The organism is Bradyrhizobium septentrionale (assembly GCF_011516645.4).
Lineage (GTDB): Bacteria > Pseudomonadota > Alphaproteobacteria > Rhizobiales > Xanthobacteraceae > Bradyrhizobium > Bradyrhizobium septentrionale.
In genome coordinates, this window is record NZ_CP088285.1 from 3,195,654 (window position 1) to 3,215,786 (window position 20,133).

Annotated in this window: 16 protein-coding genes, 1 tRNA gene and 3 pseudogenes; 6 read left to right on the forward strand and 14 right to left on the reverse strand. The window is 59.8% G+C overall.

What is annotated here, in order from left to right:
• Nucleotides 1-98 precede the first annotated feature (98 nt).
• The 4 genes from HAP48_RS16920 (at nt 99) to tnpC (HAP48_RS16935) (ending at nt 3,275) form a co-directional block, all read left to right on the forward strand.
• Complete coding sequence (locus HAP48_RS16920; RefSeq protein WP_224496487.1) at nt 99-407, forward strand: hypothetical protein; 309 nt, start codon at nt 99-101, stop codon at nt 405-407.
• Between the two features lie 436 nt (nt 408-843).
• Entirely contained in the window at nt 844-1,245 is a 402-nt protein-coding gene (tnpA, locus tag HAP48_RS50025; protein ID WP_166202958.1) for an IS66-like element accessory protein TnpA, read from the forward strand.
• Nucleotides 1,242-1,592 (forward strand): IS66 family insertion sequence element accessory protein TnpB, encoded by a 351-nt coding sequence (gene tnpB / locus HAP48_RS16930; protein WP_166202960.1) that lies wholly within the window; start codon nt 1,242-1,244, stop codon nt 1,590-1,592. Before tnpA (HAP48_RS50025) ends, tnpB (HAP48_RS16930) begins: the two co-directional genes overlap by 4 nt.
• 99 nt (nt 1,593-1,691) lie before the next feature.
• Nucleotides 1,692-3,275, forward strand: a complete 1,584-nt coding sequence (gene tnpC / locus HAP48_RS16935; protein WP_166215215.1) for an IS66 family transposase — start codon at nt 1,692-1,694, stop codon at nt 3,273-3,275.
• Here tnpC (HAP48_RS16935) and HAP48_RS16940 read toward each other — a convergent pair whose 3' ends face one another.
• The 7 genes and pseudogenes from HAP48_RS16940 to HAP48_RS16970 all read right to left on the reverse strand — a co-directional run bounded on the left by HAP48_RS16940 (nt 3,276) and on the right by HAP48_RS16970 (nt 8,220).
• On the reverse strand, nt 3,276-3,713 hold the full coding sequence (locus HAP48_RS16940) for a hypothetical protein (protein ID WP_166202962.1): 438 nt from the start codon (nt 3,711-3,713) through the stop codon (nt 3,276-3,278).
• A 1,261-nt stretch (nt 3,714-4,974) separates the two neighbouring features.
• The gene (locus tag HAP48_RS16945) at nt 4,975-5,130 is read right to left on the reverse strand and encodes a transposase domain-containing protein (protein ID WP_420869873.1); all 156 of its coding nucleotides are present in this window, start codon (nt 5,128-5,130) and stop codon (nt 4,975-4,977) included.
• 93 nt (nt 5,131-5,223) lie between these two features.
• Nucleotides 5,224-6,897, reverse strand: coding sequence for an IS66 family transposase (gene tnpC / locus HAP48_RS16950; RefSeq protein WP_166205228.1), 1,674 nt, complete (start codon nt 6,895-6,897; stop codon nt 5,224-5,226).
• Between the two features lie 46 nt (nt 6,898-6,943).
• On the reverse strand, nt 6,944-7,291 hold the full coding sequence (tnpB, locus tag HAP48_RS16955; RefSeq protein WP_063676425.1) for an IS66 family insertion sequence element accessory protein TnpB: 348 nt from the start codon (nt 7,289-7,291) through the stop codon (nt 6,944-6,946).
• The gene (tnpA, locus tag HAP48_RS16960; protein ID WP_166202956.1) at nt 7,288-7,683 is read right to left on the reverse strand and encodes an IS66-like element accessory protein TnpA; all 396 of its coding nucleotides are present in this window, start codon (nt 7,681-7,683) and stop codon (nt 7,288-7,290) included. Before tnpA (HAP48_RS16960) ends, tnpB (HAP48_RS16955) begins: the two co-directional genes overlap by 4 nt.
• Nucleotides 7,684-7,740: 57 nt before the next feature.
• A pseudogene (locus tag HAP48_RS16965) lies at nt 7,741-7,963 on the reverse strand (IS66 family transposase); the annotation flags it as partial.
• 180 nt (nt 7,964-8,143) lie between these two features.
• Nucleotides 8,144-8,220 (reverse strand) — tRNA-Arg (locus HAP48_RS16970).
• A gap of 217 nt (nt 8,221-8,437) precedes the next feature.
• Between HAP48_RS16970 and HAP48_RS16975 the strand changes: the two genes are divergently transcribed.
• Nucleotides 8,438-9,256 carry a hypothetical protein gene (locus tag HAP48_RS16975; RefSeq protein ID WP_166212424.1) on the forward strand — a complete coding sequence of 273 codons (819 nt, stop codon included), beginning with the start codon at nt 8,438-8,440 and terminating at the stop codon, nt 9,254-9,256.
• Nucleotides 9,257-9,404: 148 nt separating this feature from the next.
• Here HAP48_RS16975 and HAP48_RS16980 read toward each other — a convergent pair whose 3' ends face one another.
• The 7 genes and pseudogenes from HAP48_RS16980 to HAP48_RS17015 all read right to left on the reverse strand — a co-directional run bounded on the left by HAP48_RS16980 (nt 9,405) and on the right by HAP48_RS17015 (nt 18,253).
• Nucleotides 9,405-10,490 carry an endonuclease NucS domain-containing protein gene (locus tag HAP48_RS16980; protein WP_166212421.1) on the reverse strand — a complete coding sequence of 362 codons (1,086 nt, stop codon included), beginning with the start codon at nt 10,488-10,490 and terminating at the stop codon, nt 9,405-9,407.
• Nucleotides 10,487-12,229 (reverse strand): restriction endonuclease subunit S, encoded by a 1,743-nt coding sequence (locus tag HAP48_RS16985; RefSeq protein WP_166212417.1) that lies wholly within the window; start codon nt 12,227-12,229, stop codon nt 10,487-10,489. Before HAP48_RS16985 ends, HAP48_RS16980 begins: the two co-directional genes overlap by 4 nt.
• Nucleotides 12,226-13,680 (reverse strand): N-6 DNA methylase, encoded by a 1,455-nt coding sequence (locus HAP48_RS16990; RefSeq protein ID WP_166212414.1) that lies wholly within the window; start codon nt 13,678-13,680, stop codon nt 12,226-12,228. The genes HAP48_RS16985 and HAP48_RS16990 overlap by 4 nt, the downstream gene beginning before the upstream one ends.
• 3 nt (nt 13,681-13,683) lie before the next feature.
• A pseudogene (gene hsdR, locus HAP48_RS17000) lies at nt 13,684-16,133 on the reverse strand (EcoAI/FtnUII family type I restriction enzme subunit R).
• Nucleotides 16,134-16,348: 215 nt separating this feature from the next.
• Nucleotides 16,349-16,507: a hypothetical protein gene (locus HAP48_RS17005; protein ID WP_166212411.1), complete on the reverse strand. Its 159-nt coding sequence runs from the start codon at nt 16,505-16,507 to the stop codon at nt 16,349-16,351.
• A gap of 8 nt (nt 16,508-16,515) precedes the next feature.
• Nucleotides 16,516-16,689, reverse strand: a complete 174-nt coding sequence (locus HAP48_RS17010; protein ID WP_166212408.1) for a hypothetical protein — start codon at nt 16,687-16,689, stop codon at nt 16,516-16,518.
• 154 nt (nt 16,690-16,843) lie between these two features.
• Nucleotides 16,844-18,253, reverse strand: a complete 1,410-nt coding sequence (locus HAP48_RS17015; RefSeq protein ID WP_166209478.1) for an integrase catalytic domain-containing protein — start codon at nt 18,251-18,253, stop codon at nt 16,844-16,846.
• Between the two features lie 386 nt (nt 18,254-18,639).
• Between HAP48_RS17015 and istA the strand changes: the two are divergent.
• Nucleotides 18,640-20,130: pseudogene (gene istA, locus HAP48_RS17020) on the forward strand (IS21 family transposase); the annotation flags it as partial.
• Nucleotides 20,131-20,133 lie beyond the last annotated feature (3 nt).

The window sequence follows — 20,133 nt, forward strand, 5'->3', positions numbered from 1 at the left end:
AACGGCGTCGCGGTTGCCAACACCTGGCCGCTTCGACCCCCAGCCGCCCGACCCACCTCACCGATGAACGGACGGTTCTCGTCGCCAGCCGGCATTTCGTGCTCGAGCGCGTTGAGTTGCAGGAGGCCTCAAGCTGGGCGCTGCTCGCCGAACCGGAGACCTGGATTCTTGTTCTCGACGGACATGCGGCGATCGGATTGGCCACGGTATCGATCGGGCAGGCGGTATTCGTTGGCGGTGGCCGTAGCAGCATCGAGGTTGGCGCCAATGGGTTGACCGCCCTGATTGCGTATCCGGCGGCCCGGCCAATCGCTTCGCTCTTGCAGAGGCTCTGCGAGCCCTCAACCCGAGCCGTTCAATCAGCCACGCCCGGTGATCCGATCGCCTTGGCAGAGGCTCGTACGTGACGCCGCCCCGCAGGATTGCGCTGATCGGCAATTCGCTGCCTCGCCGCTGTGGCATTGCGACATTCACGACCGACCTGCTACGCGCGATCTCGAATTCAGGACCACACCTGCAGGCCTGCGTCGTGGCGATGACCGACCGCGATCAGACCTATGACTATCCTGCGTCGGTCGTTCGGAGACTGTCAATGTAGCCACACCAGAAGCGCGCCACTCAAGACGATTGGCGACACGCCGAAGGCCATTGCACCCCAAAACAAGGCGTCCTTGAAAACATCGAGGTTGCAATGCATGGCAGTTCCTTTCCACCTGCGTGAGCGTCATGCGGAGACCACGCGCTGAGGGTTGATCTGGTCGGCTAGGAAGATCTCGCGGAATGGTTTGTCGCGAGGTCACAATGTCAAAGGATAGTCGTAAGGATAGCGATAAGGATAGGCATATGCCTATCCTCGAACACGGCGCCGACACGCTGCAGCGTGTCGAGATCATCACCGGGACGGGCCGACGTCGGCGCTGGTCGACCGATGCGAAGGCGGCGATTGTTGCGGAGAGTTTTGCGCCGGGTGCAAGCGTGTCCGCAGTGGCGCGGCGACACGACATCAGTCCAAGCCTGTTGTTTCTCTGGCGTCGCCAGGCTACGCGGGCGCAGGTCGCGGAGCGCGGGGACAGAGGCATGCCACCTGGCTTTGTGCCGGTCGCGATCACCGGCTGTGGGCGCCCGAGTGAGGAGCAGGCGGCGATCGAGATCGAGGTCGGCGCGATTCGCATCCGTGTCAGGGGGACAGTCGACCGGGAGGCACTGTGCGAGGTGCTGGCGGCGGTCGGGACGGTTGGTCGATGATCGGGCTTCGAGCTGGGTTGTCGATCTGGATTGCGACGCAGCCGGTCGATTTCCGCCGCGGCATGGACTCGCTGGCGATGCTGGTGAGCGAGGCCTTTGGAGCCGATCCGTTCGACGGCGGACTTTATGTCTTCCGCTCCAAGCGCCGAGATCGCGTGAAGATCCTGACTTGGGATGGAAGCGGCCTTGTCCTTTACTACAAAAGAATCGAGGGGCAGTTCACCTGGCCGCCGATCAAGGAAGGCGTCATGTCGCTATCTCATGCTCAGCTCTCGGTGCTGCTCGATGGCTCGGACTGGAAGCGTGTGCCGATGCGAGTTGTGGATCAGCCGATGCGAGCTGGTTGATCATTATCAAGAGTCGTTCGTCACTCATGCGGAGTTGTTGTAGAATCGCTCTGCATGAGTGATTTGCCTTCCGATCCAGCATTGCTCCGACAAGCCGTGATGACGCTATCGTCACGGCTTGCGGCGTTGTCGGAGGAATGCAGCACGCTGGCGACCGAGCGTGATGCAGCGATCGCCCAACGCGACGCTGCGATCCAGGAGAACGACAAGCTCCTGATGATCCTGTCCCAGTACAAGCGCACGATCTTCGGTCCGCGCTCCGAGACACTGGATATCGGACAGCTGTCTCTCTTCACCATCAGGGCACAGGCGGTTCGTGCCGCCGCCAACGACGACGTGACCGGAGGCAGGCTGCCTGACGGAGCGGAGGGCCGTGGAAAGCGACCGGCGCGACGCAACCGGGGGAAGCTTCCGGAGCATTTGCCGCGCATCGATGTCGTGATCGATATCGAGAGCCACATCTGCCCTTGCTGCGGCGAGCAGCTGCACAAGATCGGGGAGACCGTCAAGGAAGCCTTCGACGTCATTCCGATGCAGTACCGGGTCAAGCGCATCATGCGTCCACGGTACGGCTGCCGGGGATGCCGCCAGGGTGTTCTGCAGGCACCCGCGCCGGCCCAGGCGATCGACGGTGGAATGGTGACGGAAGCCTTGCTGGCCCACGTCGCGGTGATGAAATACGGCTACCAGCTGCCGCTGTATCGCCAGGAACAGATGTTTGCCGCCCAAGGCATCACGCTCGACCGGCAAACGCTGGCCTCGTGGATGGGCCGCGTCGCCTGGTGGCTGAAGCCGCTTCACGCGCTGTTGCGCCGCGCAGTGATGTCCTACCCGCGGCTGTTTGCCGACGAGACGCCGCTGCCAGTTCTCGATCCCGGCCGTGGCAGAACCAAAGTCTGCCAGTTCTGGGCGATCGCCACCGACGACCGCCCGTGGGGCGGCCCGGCGCCGCCGGCAGTAGTCTACGTGTTCGCCGAGGATCGCAAGGCAATCCGCGCCAGGCAGCTGTTTGGAGACTACGACGGCATCCTGCAGGTCGACGGCTACGCCGGGTACAAGGGGCTGATTAAAAACGGCGGCCGTCTGGTACAACTGGCGTTCTGCTTCGCGCATGCGCGGCGGAAGTTCTGGGACGTCCACATCGCGACGAAATCGCCGATTGCCGCGGAAGCGCTGCAGCGGATCGCGATGTTCTACGCCATTGAGGATCGCATTCGCGGTTTGCCGGCGACGCAGCGAGCTGCGGTGCGACAATCCGACACCAGACCGCTGATCGAGGACTTCAAGCCCTGGCTCGAGGCGCGACTGCTGGAAGTCTCGAAGAAATCCGGCCTTGGCAAGGCGATCCGCTACACCCTCAACCATTGGGATGGCCTGACGCGATTCATCGATGATGGGCGCATCGAGATCGACAGCAATACGGTCGAACGCAGCATCAAGCCGATCGGGCTGGGAAAGAAAAACTATCTGTTCGCAGGCAGTGAGGGCGGCGCCGAAACCTGGGCCACTCTCGCATCACTCATCAACTCCGCAAAGCTTCACGACATCGACCCACGGCACTATTTTACTGATGTTCTCGAGCGCATCGTCTCCGGACGTACCAAGATCAATCAGCTGAACACGCTGCTGCCGTGGAATTGGAAAGCCGAGCGCGATGGTTCGGAGCCAAAGCTCGCCGCTTGATCAGTTCGACGGCACGGCGTCGGGAACTTCCTGCGCATCGCTGGCGTCGTCGTAGATCTCTTCGCGGATCACGCGCAGCGTTACCTCGTGCAGATACACTTGCAGCGCACCCTCCAGCTCGGTGAACTCGGGCAGCAGGACTCGATCAACGAAGCCCCGTGACGCACGGACCATCACCGTGTTACGTCGCTGTCGGCGATAACGAAACGGCCGCAGCCCATATCGGCGGCAAAGCGCCAGAAACAGGTGCCGAGACCACTGGTCGGGAAGTGAGAATTGCTGTTCGATCGGTGGATCGTGGCGAGCAAGTTCCTCGACCCGGGCCCGCACCCGCTGCAGCGCGGCTTCCGCTGCAAGGCGCTCACCAGCAGTTCCGGCCCCCACGAACAACGCCTCGATCTTCCGAAGCTTCTCGCGCAGCTGCGACTCGCTGGTCATTCTGATCCCCGTTGCCCGCTCCGAACCGGGATCAACCCATCACCGCGCGCCGGCGGCGTCAATCATCCCGACCGCGCTATCCAGAGCATTCCGCGCAAGTCAAGCCCAGGCACCCGTGATCCTCTCGTGACGCTCACCCACCTGCGTCGCTTAGTCAAGGATTAAGACCGAAGCGCTCGCCGGCTGTAACCATCATCAACATTCTCGGCACCGGCGATGTCGTGGCGGCGGGAGCACTCGCTGGTCACGCCCTGTTCAGGACACCGTGGTGTTACGGACGTTTACTATCGCTTTGTGCATCGACTGCAGGGTCGATACGCGTTAGTTCTATAGATTGTCCAACTTCGAATATATATCCGATCAGCCCGGCCCCCGCGTGGCCGGGCTTTTCGTTCCAGGGAAGCATCGCGGCGGCCCGCTTGAACCCAGTGAGCTCAGCCCCCGGGCGAGGAAAGCCACTCGTTCATCTGGGAGGCCGTATCGGCTTGTTGGGCTCTGCGGATAAGGCGCTCGCGTTCGATGCGCGGCAGAGTGCCGGTCGCTTCTTGGCGCAAACGAACAGCCGCTTGTGCCAGTCTATTTTGAAGCGTTTCAGTTTGTTGAATACGACGATGCCTATGCATGCGCTGCTCCATCCCTTCGGGATTGGCGGGAGCGCGACCGGCGTTCTCATCACCGATGTTTGCCACGGTACCGAGCGGTGATATGGTGATTGTGCGCCCTAAATCCGGGACATGCCACAAAATAAACCAGGGCGTGGAAGGGAACCAAACCCGAAACGCCCCCAAGAGCGGGTAGGCCGCGCCATGTCCAAGGGGTAGCGGGGCCGATGCGAACTGCTGAAGTCCGATGCGGCACGATGGGCCCTATAGCCCATAGCGACCTTGATACTTCCGACGGCCGCTAAAATCGCTCCAGCGAGGCACAGCGTCACAAAGGTCCAATCGCGCTTCTGCATGTCGATCGCGGATCCAGCGTTGAGCAGATGGGCGTCGTTGGCGATCTTTTTGAAGCGGCGGGTCCAGTCGTTGCCGCAGCGAGAAGACCTTGCCGGTAGACCGCGTAGTTTTGGCCAATCCACAGAATCTCTTCGCCTTCGTTGCCTAACTTATCGTTCTTACCCTCTACAAGATCGCGCAGTAGAAATGGTTTTGTGCAACAGCCGCTTCCATCTGTTGCCCGCTCAGCCAATCCAATCGCAGTGTGGTCGTCCATTTCGTACGCGTCCGACGAAGACCCCGGCCGCGGTGCTTGAGCGCGTTTAGGCTGCGGCGGCAGTCTTGGATTGTTGAGCGGCTTTCCAAGTCCACGGAAGCAGATCGGCGACTTGGCTGGCGGGATGATCAGGAAGCCGCGCCAGCAGGTCGGCTAGCCGAGGTTGCGGATCAACATCATTCATTTTGCAGGTCTCGATCAACGTATAGATGTACGCATACGACGGAGGCCGCCTGATTGACGCATGCGCGCGGGCACGGCGAGGTCTATGATGGCATTGGGTGAAGGGTGAAGGTCAGGCGGCCTGCTGATTGGCTGGCTTGTCGGCCTGGCGCAGGAGCTTCCATTCCCAGGGCAAGAGCTCGTGCAGACGCGATGCGGGATGATCGGCGATACGGGCCAGGACGTCGGCGAGCCAGGCCTTGGGATCGACGTCGTTGAGGCGACAGGTCGTGATCATCGTCAGCATGATGGCGGCACGGTCGGCGCCGCGTTGGCTGCCGGCGAAGGTCCAGTTGCGCCTTCCCAAGGCGATGCCTCTCAATGCGCGCTCAGCGCAATTGTTGGTCAAGCAGATCCTGCCGTCGTCGAGGAAGCGGGCGAAGCCGTCCCAGCGCCTGAGCATGTAGTTAATCGGCTTCAGGACCTCGGAGGAACGCGAGAGGGTTTCGCGCTCGCGGAGCAGCCAGGCATGCATGTCCTCGAGAAGTGACTTACTCTGTTCCTGGCGAGCGGCACGCCGCTCGCCGGCACCGCGGCCGTTGATGGCGCGCTCGATCTCGAACAACGTATCGAGGCGTCTGACAGCCTCCAGCGCGATCGGGGAGACCGGTTTGCCTTTCTTGCCTTCCCGAGCATTTTTCTCGATATCAGCCAGCTCGAAGAAGCCCCGCCGCGCATGGGCCACGCAAAACGCCGGCGTAATCGGCAGCGCCTTCTTCTGCGGGTCGAACAGCGGCTCGAAGCCGCTGTAGCAATCCGCCTGCAAGATGCCGGCGAAGGCGGCCAGATGTCTCTGTGGATGCTCGCCTCGTCGGTCGCTCGAGGCGTAATAGACCGCTGCCGGCGGCGCAGGCCCGGCGAACGGCCGGTCATCCCGCACATAAGTCCAGATCCGCCCGGTCGTGCACTTGCCCTTCGCCAGAATACGGATGGTGGTGTCGTCGCCATGAAGGCGCTCGGCAGCGAGCACGTGGCGTTCGATCAAGTGGAAGAGCGGCATGACGGCGAAGGTCCCGTGGCCGACCTGGTCGGCCAGCGTCGACAACGGCAGGTCGATCCCCTCGGCCTTAAAGCGCGCACTCTGGCGGTTGAGCGGGATATGCATGCCGAACTTGTCGAACAGGATCGTCGCCAGCAATTGTGGGCCGATGAAGCCGCGCGGCGTGGCATGGAACGGCGCGGGCGGCTGGCTGATCTTCTCGCAATCGCGGCAGGTGAACTTCTCGCGTACCGTCTCGATCAGCTTGAAGCGGCGCGGGATCTCCTCCAGCGTCTTGGTCACATCCTCACCGATCTTCGCCAGCCGCGATCCACCGCAGCAGGCGCAGGTCGTTGGAGTCTCAATGACGACGCGCTCGCGTTCGATATCGTCAGGCCATGGCTTGCGCACCGGCCGCTTGCGCATGAAGGGGCGGACGTTCTGCGTCTTCGCCGCTGCGGCCTGTGCGGCAAGCTCATCCTCGCTCGCCGTGGTGACGAGTTCTTCGAGCTCCAACTCCAACTGCTCGAGCAGCCGTGCCGAGCGCTCGGATCGCTGCCCGTGCAGTTCGCGTTTCAGCTTCTCGATGCGCAACTCGAGATGAGCGATCAGCGCCTCGGTATCCGACAGTTTCGCCTGCGCATTCGCGGCTTGCGCCTGCCAGTTGGCGGCCTTCGCCTCGGCTTTCTGTCGCGCCTCACGCTCGGCCTGCAGCGCCGCCAGGGCACTGACAAGGTCCGATGGAAGATCATCCGGCTTCGATATCATGGAGCCATTGAATCAGATCGAGCAGCAGATTCAAACCGTAAAACGACTATCCGACCCGCGTCGGACGCTGGGTTTCTTGAGGGTTGCGCCAATCGATCCCGGACAACAGATAGCTCAACTGCGCCGGAGAGATCGTTACCGATTCACCAGCAACCGATGGCCAGATGAACCTGCCTCTCTCGAGTCTTTTGGTGAACAAGCAGGCGCCCTGGCCATCGTGCCAAATGACCTTCAATAGATCACCGCGTTTGCCCCGGAAGCAGAAAAGACCGCCGCCCATGGCGTCGCGCTTGAGCACTTCCTGCACGCGCAGAGCCAGGCTCGGAAAGCCGCACCGCATGTCGGTATGGCCCGTCGCCAGCCACACCCGCACGCCCGTCGGGATCGGGATCATCGGCGCGCCAGGCCCCGAGCAATTCGAACGACCGCCTCGATATCCGCACCGGGGCCGAAGACCACGCGCAGCCCCTGAGGGCTCACGATTTCGATCTGACCTGTCTCGACAGCTTCCGTCGTTGGCGGCGTACTTGCCGCAACTATCGCAGGGACGAATGTCGGGCCGATCGAATCCTCTTCGGCCGGATCATGACAGGTCCAAGCCTTGCGCCAGCTCAGCAGAAGCTGACGTGATATCCCATACCGGCGAGCCGTCGCCGACACCAGTCGTGGCCCCGAGAAGCTCTCCTCTACGATTCTGAGCTTCTCCGCACGCGTCCAGCGTCGCCGCCGACCGGTCTCCACCAAATCCATGCGGCTCAGCACCGCACTGTCCTTATGTCCGTCCATAAGGACAGTCAGCTACAGATCGGAAAAACTCGCAAGACGGCCGCCCTCGGACGGATACGTATAGATGGCGGCTGTGCGATCACCGCCAGCGTCCGAGCCGGCAAAAGTCTCCGATCGCGATGCCACGCAACGCGCGTTCGGTTGCGTTGTTTGACAAGCAGCCACGACCGTCGTCGAGGAAGCGGGTGAACGCCGTCCAGCGGTTGAGAAGGTAGTTGATCGCCTTGGCGGTATCGTTCCTGGTGGAGAGTAACGCTCGCTGCTGGCGCATCCAGGTTTCTAGCTCGGAAAAGCGGACCTGACGCTGGGCAGCAACCCGCAGGCGTTGAGATTGGCCAGAGGCCTTTGCTTCAAACTCCCGAACAACTGGTTAAACTCGGCGATTGCTTACTCGCTCGAATGGGACAGAACTGCAATTTCGGTTCGGGCGCGCATATCGCGCTGAAAAATAGAGAAAAACTGGCGCACCCGACACGATTCGAACGTGTGACCTTTGCCTTCGGAGGGCAACGCTCTATCCAGCTGAGCTACGGGTGCGTGCAGGGGTTCATTTAGCTGATTGCCCCAAGGTCGGCAACGGCCTTGGCGGGCTGTTTTGGGGGCGGCGTAGGGCTCCGAAGGCAAAGGTCACACGTTCGAATCGTGTAGGGTGCGCCAGAAAAGCGCCTGCCGAGGGTGCCGGGATTGTGGCGGGGGTCGGCACGAAGGGGTCGAGCCTGCTAGACTGGGAAAGTCTGTTGTTGGGGAAGCTATGGTGGCCAAGGGGTGGGCGAGTTCAAATCTCTCGGGGGTGGGTGACGTCTTCACGACGCTTCATTCCGGCTTGGCAGTTGAATTGATATCGACCCCTGCTAGCTCGCTGGCAACGTGCACTCAGGACGAATTGATTCGCGACGTTCTGGAACGAAATCGCCCTGGTTATGATTTTATTCCGGTTGCTAACGAGAATGCCAGATTTATCGGCATGTTCAACGCGTTCTCTCAGAGAGATCGTTCGACACAAGGCACCATTCGAGGGTGCTTTCTTCCGTTGTCAGAGGAATACCTGATCGGTGCTGATGCGAGCATATTAGATTTCATTCTCGATGCAGATCAAAGGCCATGTCGGCTGGTGATCTCAGGTGCCAAGATTGTTGGCCTAGTCAGCCTTTCTGATCTACAAAGATTGCCGGTAAGGGCAACACTGTTCGCACTAATTACCGGCTTTGAAATTACTATGGCCGAGTTCATCAAGAAAAGACATCCGAGTGAATCCGGCTGGCTTGAAGTATTGGCAGCCAGAAGACAGCAAAAGATCAAAGATGAAATGAGCGATGCTAGGGCAGACGACGGGTTTGTTGAGTCGCTTTTGTTTACGCAGTTTTTTGACAAGACAACGATCGTGGCGCGCCAATTCCCGGAGAACCAGCGCAAATCGTTGGAAGCGAAGTTACGCAGAATTGAGCACCTACGAAACCACGTAGCCCATGCCAACGATTATGCTGCGACCCCCAGCCTCGCAAAGAATGTCTGCGAGGTTGTGCGTGAGTTATTGGAGATCAGAGGCGAGCTTCAGAATCTATCGCTCGCATAGTCTCTTAGAACAGAGATGCTGCTCAGACCTTCGTGGCTGCCGCCAATCAGGGGTCATTCGTTCGCTAGCCGCGTTATAGGGTTTTCTGTTGCTATTTAGCTAGCGGTCACTCTGGAAAAATCATGAGGGCTGGTTTCTTCGGCCAGCTTTATGATTTGTCGTAGTCTGCAAACCTCTGCTTAAGTCGCTCGACTGTAAATCGCCATTTTGGTGTCTTCGGCTTGCACACAGTGTTCTGATTTCCGAACATTCCAACCTCTTGAACCGCTTCCTCAATTGGAACGGTTTGCAGCCAATCCACTGGCACAAAATATTCGGAGCGATCAGGGTCGCCCTGCAAGCTGCGATGATAATTGCCCTTCAGAACGTCGAGGGCGGGCCGGTCGCCCGACGATGTGGGAAGCTTAAATTCTGAGGCCGGGACTGACTTGCCCTTGACCCTGCCCACTCCCACGAATCCATGACCGGGCGCCTTCACCCAGATCCGATCGCCTACGTTGAGCAAGTTTAGCGAGTTACTATACCAAGTCCCACCACCGGCGGAGATAAAGCCATACTGGCGAGCCTCGGGCCACAATCGTCCTTCATCATGCCCGAACGATGCGTAGACCTCGCCGTTCCACGGCTCCTTCTCTCGGGCCGCCGTGACCGTCGCATTCGTTTGAGTTTCCGCAGGATCGATGAGCCAAGCACGGCTCAACAGACGCTCGTCGCCGTTGGCGAAAACCTGGAAGCAGAGGATATTGATCGCGATGTCTCGCTCGTTGAGGTAGCGAACAATGCGCGTCGTGCTGGCATCGATGGCGGCGGCTACAACAACGATCTGATGACTGTCATTGAGCGTCTCCTCGTCGAGTGGCTGCCCAAAACGGGTTAGAAAATCGGTAGCAAGATTGCGGCCCGGCGCAAAATCATTGTAGATACTGGCAATCCTGTCCGACTCTAATCCTTCTATAAATGTTGCATAGTCGATCGCTTGGGCCACGACCTCGCGCGGCGTCTTGTTTCGCTTGAGTTCAATCAAGATCAACGCGCCATCCGGCGCAATCGCGAGCAGGTCAATGCGGCCACCAAAGCCGGTATCTTGCTGTCGACCGATGAGCATCCACTGGTCATGCAGAATTTCAGGGGCGGCAACGATCATATCTTCGAGTTGCTGCTCGCTCACGAGAGACGACGACGTGAGACCAACGGGCTTCTCGCCGACCTTCCAAATCGCGTGACGAATGGTCATTCTGCGGCCTCACGTTCGCAAGGTTCCGCTGGAGCAAGCGCTTCGGCGAGCAGGGCGTCTAGAAGTCGACGACGCGTTTCTGCGGCGTTGATGAGTTGTGATTCTATGCGGTCGCAGAGCGCTATCAGAGCGTGGACTTTTGCGACTATCCGGTGTTGTTCGGCGAGGGGTGGGAGCGGAATGGAAAGCGAGCGAATGTTGTCGAGGTTCAAGCCCGGCTTGCCAGATCCATAAGCGCGCTCGACGAGTTCAGCGCGTCCGCCCGCATCAGCCATGAGGCAAAGAAGCAGCCAGCTTGAAAGCTGCGGGTCACTCGGTCGCACAAGAGCTACATGCTGGCTGACATATGCCTCACCCAGATCGTGATCCAGCAGCGCAGGATTTGTCACGCCTGCGCCCGTGATGACGACAAGCAAATCGCCCTTGGTGGCTTGTGTTCGGCTGCCTTCGGAATTCGATGGCGGATTGACGAAGGCTAGATCGTTAAGGCGCAGCTTACCGAACCGGATGTTTTGCGCCCGAATGAATCCGGAGCCAGAAGTCGAATAGAACTCGGCCCAGCCGCGCGATCCACTTGTCACTAGATTGCAGACCTCACCAAGGGCAATCGGCGACCAGGACGCGGGAAGTTCTTCGGTCAATTTGGTCGGATCGCGAACGGCTTTCGTTTGGCGCGGGATGGCGCCGGTCGTCAGAAGTTGCGCCTTCTCTTTGGTGATCCGTTTCAATAACTCCGACGTCGGCTTGTCCGAGGGAGCCTGCGCGACCAATTTTCCGCGCACGGCGAGGTTGAGGATGGTCCGGCGCAGTTGCTTGATCTGGTCGGGGCGCGTGGTGAGGGCGGGCAGCGTGTCGAGCACGAAGCGGGCGCCGGCTTGAAAGGTTTTGGGATCGGGCGCACTGAGGCGAGTAAGACTTGCCACCGTCAGTCGGTCGAGCACCGTCTCGCGGCTCACCCGCGCAGCTTCCAGCCGGTCGCATAACAGCATCAGTTCATCGACCTTGGCGACTATGCGCCGCTGCTCAGCGAGGGGTGGGAGTGGAAAAGGTTGTTGCTCGAACTCAGCGTATTTGAGGCTTTGGACCGTCGTTCCTGTTTTCACGAGTTCCCGAAGGATGAAATTGGTTAATCCACGAAACATAATTTGCAGAAAACGCTCCTGTCCATGGAGGAAGGGCACTAGCACCTTCATGTCCTGGTTTGCGGCGGCGGGAACCCGGTTGATCGAGACTGGAAAGGTTCGTTTCAAGATGCCGCTTCGCGCGACCATGAAAAGGCAACCTGGCCGGTAAAGCTCCAGCCGTGTTTCCGCGAGGCCCAACGCTGAGATCTTCAGCTCGGAATCCGCTACCTCGTCCGACTTGATGTCCTTCGGCGATAGCCAAACGACGTCACCTGCCCAAAAATCGGGCCGGTTCATCGAGGGTGTCATGCCGCCAGAAAGCTTCCCGATTTCGCACAGTCGCGCCCAAGCCCAGTTTCTCGGCAATTCGATCGGAAGCTCACTATCGCGAATTGGCTCGGGTGCCTTAGCATTCTTGACCTTCCCGACCTTCACCAACCGGGCCTGCTCGTGTCCGATCCGCTTCAGCAATTCCGACGCGGGTTGGTCGCTTGCATACTGTGGAACGAGCTTGCCATGCGCGGCAAGCTCGACCACAAAGCGGCGCAATCGTGCAATGGCGCCGGGGGCATCGGCAATCCGTTCGTAGTGGCTGAGCAGGCGTTCCGCGTTCATCGGGCGAGAGCCTCGCCGAGGATTGCCTTCAATTGGTTGCGCAGGGTCGCCACCTCAGCCTCGGCGATGTTCAAATCTGTTAGAAGCGTTGCCGGGTCGCCATGGTCGTCGTCCACCGCGTGCGGGTTCTTACTGTCTAGATTAAAGCCGCGAGCCTTGATCTCCTCGGCACTCACATTCCAGGCCTGCGAGGTTTCTTCGCGCCCCTTGCGCGCGTTACCGCCCCACCAGTCGATGCAGCCCCGAAAATGCTCGAGCCGGATGGGCTTCGTCATCGAATAGGCTTTTTGAGATTCTGGCACACGGTGCTCGTAAAACCAGATGTCCTTCGTCGGTCTACCCTTCTCGAAGAACAAAAGGTTAGTGCCGATCGAGGCATACGGCTTAAACACCGAATTGGGCAGGCGAACGATGGTATGAAGGTCACACTCCTCCATCAGATGCTCCTTCAGCCGCGTCTTCACGCCCTCGCCGAATAGACTGCCATCGGGCAGCACTACGGCGGCCCGCCCGCCCGGCTTCAGCAACCGGATGATGAGGGCTAGGAAGAGATCCGCCGTCTCCTTAGTTCGGAAGGTTGGAAAATTGTCTTCAATGCCATCTTCCTCGCGTCCACCGAAAGGCGGATTGGTGAGAATGATGTCCACCCGCTCATCCTTGCCCCAGGAGATCAGTGGTCGAGCGAGGGTGTTGTCGTGGCGCACAAAGCTCGGATCCTCGATGCCGTTTAGAAGCATATTAGTGACGCAGAGCATATGAGGCAGTGGCTTTTTCTCCACCGCGCGCAAGGCTCCTTGCATTTTCTCGCGTTGCTTGGGCGTGCGGACGTATTCCTTCTCCATGTGGCGTATCGCGCAAGTCAGAAAGCCGCCTGTGCCGCAGGCGGGATCGAAGAGGATCTCGCCGGGGTGCGGGTCTATTCGATCGACCATAAAGGCGGTGACGGCGCGTGGCGTGTAATATTCGCCGGCATTGCCCGCGCTCTGCAGATCGTTGAGAAGCTGTTCATAGAACTCGCCGAAGTGGCGACGCTCGTCCAGATTGTTGAAATCAATCCCGCTGATTTTGTTGATCACCTGCCGGACAAGGTGCCCAGACTTCATATAGTTGAAGGCATCCTCAAACACGTCGCGCACCATGCGACGGCGACCGTCCGACCTTGCGGTGACAGCCAAGCCCTTGAGCGCTGGAAACAGTTCACCATTGATGAAGGCGAGCAATGCCTCCCCCGTAATGCCCTCCGGGTCTGCTGCCCAATTACGCCATTGATAATTCTTCGGGATGGGCGAGCGATAAGCGTCTTTAGTGAGTTCTAGCTCTTGGTCTTGATCGTCGATGATTTTTAGGAAGAACATCCAGCAGAGCTGGCTAATACGCTGCGCATCGCCATCGACGCCGCTGTCTTGACGCATGAGATCTTGAATAGATTTTACAGTAGTCCGGACGATCATGGTTCAAGCAGTCTCCTGATACAGAACGTCCTGCAGCTCGTGGACGGCCTTTTCAAAGCTCTCCCTGCTGCCGAACGAATTAATGAGTTGAACGACGCTGCCCATCGCGCTGAATGGCGCGATCTTGAGCACGTTGGCGTCGTCAAGGTTGAGAACACCGTCGTCGCGGTATTTTTCGAGGAGCGCTTCAAGGACGGCGCGCGCCTGCGGACCGTATTTCGTGAACACGTCACGCTTCTTGACGTTGTCGGCCCGCTCGCGTCGCGTCAACGGCTTTCGATCAAAGGCGACGTGGCAGATTAGATCGAACGGATCGAGATTCTTGCCGAGTTCGTCGCCAATGACATCGAGCGCGAGCCCCTCGGCTTCAAGTTCATCAATAATCGCCTGCTTACGCTCGGCTGCTTTCCAGCGCTTGAGGAAGTCGTCGAGGCTGGCATAGTGCTTCTTCAGCGCCGTCTTGGTAAAGTCTCGAAGGCTTTCGGTCACGAGTCGACCATTTTCGTCGAGGTATTCAACACGCTCGGCCACGATACGCGCGCCGACACCGTCCACGTAGATTTTTCGAGAGCCACCGCCAGTCGGTTGTGGAAAACCTAGCCCATCGACAATGGTTTCGTCCTCCGGGAGATTGTAAGGCGTCTGATCTGCTTCCCGATGTCGTTCGGCTCGCCCGCCGTGTCCGGAGGCGTGATCGGGTCGTCTGCGTCCGGCTCGTAGATCTGCACCGCGTCCCCGTCATATTCCGGATCGGCAAAGTGGTTTGTTGCGCCGCGAAAATCGATCAGAGTGAAGTAGAATTTCTTAGTATCCTCGTGAACGCGGGTGCCGCGTCCGACGATCTGTTTGAATTCCGTCATCGAGCCCACTGGGCGATCAAGCACAATCAGGCGGCAGGTCTGAGCATCGACGCCGGTTGATAACAGCCGTGAAGTCGTAACCAGAACCGGATAGCGCGATTCCGGGTCGATGAAGTTTCCGAGCTGATCCTGCCCATCCTTATCAGTGCCAGTAATTCTCATAGCGTAGCGGTGATTGTCGTCGCAAAGGTCTCTGTTCTCGTTGACTAGGGCCTGCCGCATCCGAGCCGCGTGCTCCTCGTCGACGCAAAAGACGATGGTCTTCTGAAATCGGTCACCGCTCTCCTTGAGGAACTCGGTGATCTTTTTCGCCGTGAGTAAGGTGCGGTCGTCAAGCACCAGCGTCCGATCGAAGTCCTTCGTGTTGTATATGCGGTCCTCAACCTCATTGCCATCGCGGTCGAGCTGGCCGAGTTCAGGACGATAGCCTTCAATATCACGGTCGATGTGAACCTTGATTACCTTATAGGGCGCAAGAAACCCGTCGCTGATGCCTTGCCGGAGAGAATAAGTGAACATCGGCTCGCCGAAGTAGTCGGTATTCGAAACGTATTCTGTCTCCTTGGGCGTTGCGGTCAGGCCTATTTGAGTTGCACCCGAAAAATGGGTGAGGATCTCGCGCCACGCAGAATCGTCTGCCGCGCTCCCGCGATGGCACTCGTCGATTACGATCAGGTCGAAAAACTCCCTAGAGAATTCTTTGTAGAGCTTTTGGCTCTCTTCCGGACCCGTGATCGCTTGATAGAGTCCAAGATATATCTCAAAGGCGGTGTCGATGCGCCGCTTCCTGTCGAGCGCGAGTGTTAGGTCGACAGTCGAGCCGTCCTGCCTCTCGATGGTCTTGGAGCTAGTCGAGAGCTTCGCCATCGCCGCACCGAACGGACGAAAGTCGTTCACCATTGTCTGATCGATCAGCACGTTTCGATCGGCCAAGAACAGGATGCGTTTCTTCTTGCCTGCTTTCCACAGTCGCCAGATGATCTGGAAAGCGGTGTAGGTTTTGCCGGTGCCAGTCGCCATCACAAGCAAGACACGGTCTCGGCCAGCGGCAACGGCTTCTATCGCTGCATTGACAGCGTTCACCTGATAATACCGCGGGGTCTTGCCGCCGCCATCGTCGAAATAGTCCTGAAGCACGATCTGCTCAGCTTCTGGGCCGAGGCCCTTCCAAGCGCAATAACGCGCCCATAGATCAGCGGGCGATGGGAAGGCGTCCAGGCCGAGGTTCATTTCCTTGGTCGCAGTCTGGCCGGTGCGGTCATGGAACAGGAAGCCGTCGCCGTTCGAAGAGAAGACGAACGGAATGCCCAGCGTGACAGCGTATTCTAGGCCTTGCTGTATGCCGTCGCCGACGTCGTGGTTATTGTCCTTCGCCTCTATGAGCGCGACGGGGATATTTGGTTTAAAATAGAGAACGAAGTCGGCCTTTTTAGCCTTGCCGCGAGTGACCAGTTTTCCGCGAACGATGATCCGGCCATTGGTAAAGAAGACCTCCTCGCGGACCTGCAACATCTCGTCCCAGCCCGCGCGCTTCAGGGCTGGCAGGATGAGCTTCGTGCAGATGTCGCGTTCGGTGAGAGTCCGCTTATCCATCGTTTCGCGACAAGGGTTTGAGGTTATTGGCGGCGCGGGACAAAGCCCTTCGACACACAAGAGATTTCGGCGGACGCCTCAATGGCACGTTTTGTTCGATCTGAGTCCTCCGGCGCCATCCTATCCCCGAAGCCGTTGAAAAGCCTAGTTCAAGAGGAGCCATTTGGAGCTCAATCTAGGGTGGTTGGGCTCCCTGGGGCAATGCTAATTAGGTCTTAGCCGGTGCTCCGCGCACCTATGGGGTGGGTCGAAGGAGGATTAGTTACCTTCCATAGATCATCATCAAGATCGGCGACCATGATGTGGCCCCGTATGCAGCTCGGCCAGATGTCGCCGCGCTCGCCGAGCGCGATCTTGATCTCGTTGTCGGTCACGAGACCGGTCACCGGGCAGGGTGTGCCAAAGCCGCTAAACGATCGGCGAGCAGGTCCAGCCGGTCGTTCGTGAGCGGCTCAAGCGCGGCAATAATCGCTTTGGCATTGCCGGTGCCGGCGACCGGGATCAGGCGATCGACGATTGTCGAGTAGAGAGCGTTTGGGAGAAACTCTTCAGTCATCTTTGCTCCAGAAATGGTGATGCACGGCACCCAGATGAGTCATTTGGGGAACGCTGGTAAGGCACCAAATTGTCATTCGGCCTGCAATATTGACCCCCTAAGCCGGGGGATCGGCGTCCAAAATTGACCCCCCGTATTGCCTCAGGAAGTAATGTTACCCGGGATGAAGGTCTACGAACTGCCCCAGACCGGTCTCGAGCCGCGGCCAGCTCGGTGGAGAGGCTGTGGGCGGGGCGGAGTGCTCATCACACGCAGCGCCGTCCACAGCCTCGGGCCGTATTTCATCCACGGGCATGGATACGATGGCTGTCTCCGCCACCTTCCGCCGGAGGGACCGAAGCAGGCGCTGAACGATCGAATGCTGCTTGTCGCTGAACATCGAGGGATCGATCGTGGCGAGCCTGCCCACGATGGCCAGTGCAGTGAGCTGTGGCTCGACGGCGAGCCAGTTCTCGATGATCGCGAGATGGGGATCGAGCTTCGAGGGCATGCGAATACGCGTTTTGTATCGCTGTTTCGGCCGGCGGTGCGTGGCCCGCACTTCGGCGGTTTTTGCCGCCGTGCCGAGCGATCGGGCAAACGAGAGCGGATCAGCCGGCGATACGGTGGGAACCTTCGCAAGACCGCGCTTGCCGATCCGTTCGCCGAGCTCTTCCTGCGCCGTGCGGATCGTGGCAAGCAATTGTATGGGATCGAGAGTCCGATACGTGTGGCGCAGACGGCGCTTGACCGCTGATGGGAGTTTCGGGTGCCCCAGTGCACGTTCGTATGGTGTGGCAGGCGGATGATAGCGTTTGATGATCTTGGCACCCTCGCGGCGCTTCTCTTTGAGCTTGAATGACGGCTGGAAGAAGTTCACCAGCAGGCGCGCCGCCGCGTAGAGACGTGCCATCACGCGGGCCGTCTCGACCCCGTCGAAGCGCCCGTATCCGACGAGCCGCCGGACCACCGCACCGTTCTTCTGCTCCACGAAAGCCTGATCGTTCTTTTTGTAGGCACGTGACCGCGTTACCTCGATCTTCTGTGCTCGGCACCATGGAACGACGACGTCGTTCATGAACGCGCTGTCGTTATCGAAGTCGGCGCCACAGATCACCCACGGGAACAGGCCCTGCGCTCGCTTCATCGCTTCCACGACGAGGCTGCCATCGCGTGTCACCAGGGGCAGGCATTCCGTCCATCCTGTTGCGATGTCCACCATGGTCAAAGTCTGGATAAACGAGCCGGCGACGCTGGTCCCACCGTGCGCGACCATGTCGATCTCGCAAAAGCCTGGCGGCGGGTTTGCCCAGTCATTGAAAGTGCGGATCGGCACCTCGCGTCGAATCGCCGAGTAGAATCCGACTCGCCGCCGGCGCCCCCCAGCAGCCGCAATTTTAACGTCGATCAACATCCGATCGATCGTCGCCGCGCTCAGAGTTGTCAGCAGCGCACGCTCTGCGCTCGTTGGCTTCAGCCGGCCATGCCGCTCGAGTGCGGGCAACAGCACTGGGATCATCGATACGAGGCGCTTACCGCAGACGCGATCGGAGGCTTCCCACAGCGCGATCAGCGCGTCGCGCACGCTGGCGTATTTGCGTCGCCGACTTGTCGCTGGTTCGGTTGGGCTCGTTGCCCCTTCGTCCAGTGGTGGCCTGGGCCTGTCCCTTCCGGCAACCGACAGTGCTCGCACCGCGTGCTTGCGGTGCCAACCCGTCGTCGCTGTCAACTCGTCAAGGATCCGTCCCTTCTCAACTCGTCCAGCCGCACGGTAGCGCCTCGCCACCACGGCCAACACCTCGCGCCTTGCGCCCATGCTGATCCCGCTCGCCATTGGCGCCACCGACCTGATTCGGTAACGCCGCCCCAGTCATCAGCGGAATTGTTCGGTAACATTTTCGATGAGGCAATGCGCCCCCTGTAGGTTGGTCTGTTGCGCTGCCTGCTTTGGAATGAAGCAGGTGGTCGGGGATGCTGGTCGTGGAGACGATTGCGCGGATTCGGCGCGAGCACTTCATCAAGGGCAAGACGATCAAGGAGATCGCCCGCGACCTGAAGGTGTCGCGGAACACGGTCCGGAAGGTGCTGAGGTCCGGAGGGACCTCCTTCGAGTACGAGCGGCAGGTGCAGCCACGACCAAAGCTGGGGCGGTGGGCATCGGAGCTCGATAGGCTGCTGGCGGCGAACGCGACCAAACCGGCTCGTGAACAGCTGACGCTGATCCGGATCTTCGAAGAGCTGCGCGGGAGCGGCTACGACGGCGGTTACGATGCCGTGCGGCGTTACGCCAGGCGGTGGAGCAAAGAACGCGGGCAATCGACCGCGGCCGCTTATGTCCCGCTGAGCTTTGCCCCCGGCGAAGCCTACCAGTTCGACTGGAGCCACGAGGTGGTCTTGCTGAGCGGCACCACGGTGATGGTGAAGGCCGCCCATGTCCGGCTCTGTCACAGCCGCATGCTGTTCGTGCGGGCCTATCCGCGGGAGACGCAGGAGATGGTGTTCGACGCCCACGACCGGGCGTTCGCCCTGTTCAAAGGCACCTGCACCCGCGGCATCTACGACAACATGAAGACCGCCGTAGAGACGATCTTCGTCGGTAAAGGGCGTCTCTACAATCGCCGCTTCCTGCAGATGTGCAGCCACTATCTGGTCGATCCGGTCGCCTGCACGCCAGCGTCGGGCTGGGAGAAGGGGCAGGTCGAGAACCAGGTCGGGCTGGTCAGGGAACGCTTCTTCACGCCGCGGCTGCGGTTCAAAAACCTCGACGAGTTAAACGTCTGGCTGCTCGACAAATGCATCGCCTACGCCAAGGCTCATCGCCATCCGGAGCTGGTCGATCAGACGATCTGGGAAGTGTTCGAAGCCGAACGCCCCAAACTCGTTCCCTATGCCGGCCGCTTCGACGGCTTCCATGCGGTGACGGCATCGGTCTCGAAGACCTGCCTGGTGCGCTTCGACAATAACAAATACTCGGTCGCAGCCAGCGCAGTCGGACGACCGGTCGAGGTTCAAGCCTATGCCGATCGCATTGTGATCCGTCAGGATGGACGCATCGTTGCCGAGCACCCGCGATCCTTTGGCCGCGGCGATACCGTCTACGACCCCTGGCATTATGTGCCGGTGCTCGCCCGCAAACCCGGCGCCTTGCGCAACGGTGCTCCCTTCAAAGACTGGGTGCTGCCGGCCGCGATCGAGCGGATCCGGCGCAAGCTTGCCAGCACCGACGATGGCAATCGGCAGATGGTCGACATCCTCAACGCGGTGCTGACTGACGGTCTGCCCGCGGTGGAAGCAGCCTGTGCTGAAGCGCTCAGTCACAGCGTCCATTCCGCCGATGTCGTGCTCAATATCCTGGCCCGTCAACGTGAACCCGCCCCACCGGCCAACATCATGACGCCGGCCGCACTGACGCTCCGTCATGCGCCGATCGCCGATTGTGCCCGCTACGACAACCTCCGGAGGACC

Excerpts from the sequence above, each read along its gene's own strand:
- tnpA (WP_166202958.1), top strand. The coding sequence starts at position 844 with ATGCCTATCCTCGAACACGGCGCCGACACGCTGCAGCGTGTCGAGATC.
- tnpB (WP_166202960.1), top strand. The coding sequence starts at position 1,242 with ATGATCGGGCTTCGAGCTGGGTTGTCGATCTGGATTGCGACGCAGCCG.
- tnpC (WP_166215215.1), top strand. The coding sequence starts at position 1,692 with ATGACGCTATCGTCACGGCTTGCGGCGTTGTCGGAGGAATGCAGCACG.
- HAP48_RS16940 (WP_166202962.1), bottom strand. The coding sequence starts at position 3,713 with ATGACCAGCGAGTCGCAGCTGCGCGAGAAGCTTCGGAAGATCGAGGCG.
- tnpC (WP_166205228.1), bottom strand. The coding sequence starts at position 6,897 with ATGATATCGAAGCCGGATGATCTTCCATCGGACCTTGTCAGTGCCCTG.
- tnpB (WP_063676425.1), bottom strand. The coding sequence starts at position 7,291 with ATGATCCCGATCCCGACGGGCGTGCGGGTGTGGCTGGCGACGGGCCAT.
- tnpA (WP_166202956.1), bottom strand. The coding sequence starts at position 7,683 with ATGGACGGACATAAGGACAGTGCGGTGCTGAGCCGCATGGATTTGGTG.
- HAP48_RS16980 (WP_166212421.1), bottom strand. The coding sequence starts at position 10,490 with ATGACCATTCGTCACGCGATTTGGAAGGTCGGCGAGAAGCCCGTTGGT.
- HAP48_RS16985 (WP_166212417.1), bottom strand. The coding sequence starts at position 12,229 with ATGAACGCGGAACGCCTGCTCAGCCACTACGAACGGATTGCCGATGCC.
- HAP48_RS16990 (WP_166212414.1), bottom strand. The coding sequence starts at position 13,680 with ATGATCGTCCGGACTACTGTAAAATCTATTCAAGATCTCATGCGTCAA.
- HAP48_RS17010 (WP_166212408.1), bottom strand. The coding sequence starts at position 16,689 with ATGACTGAAGAGTTTCTCCCAAACGCTCTCTACTCGACAATCGTCGAT.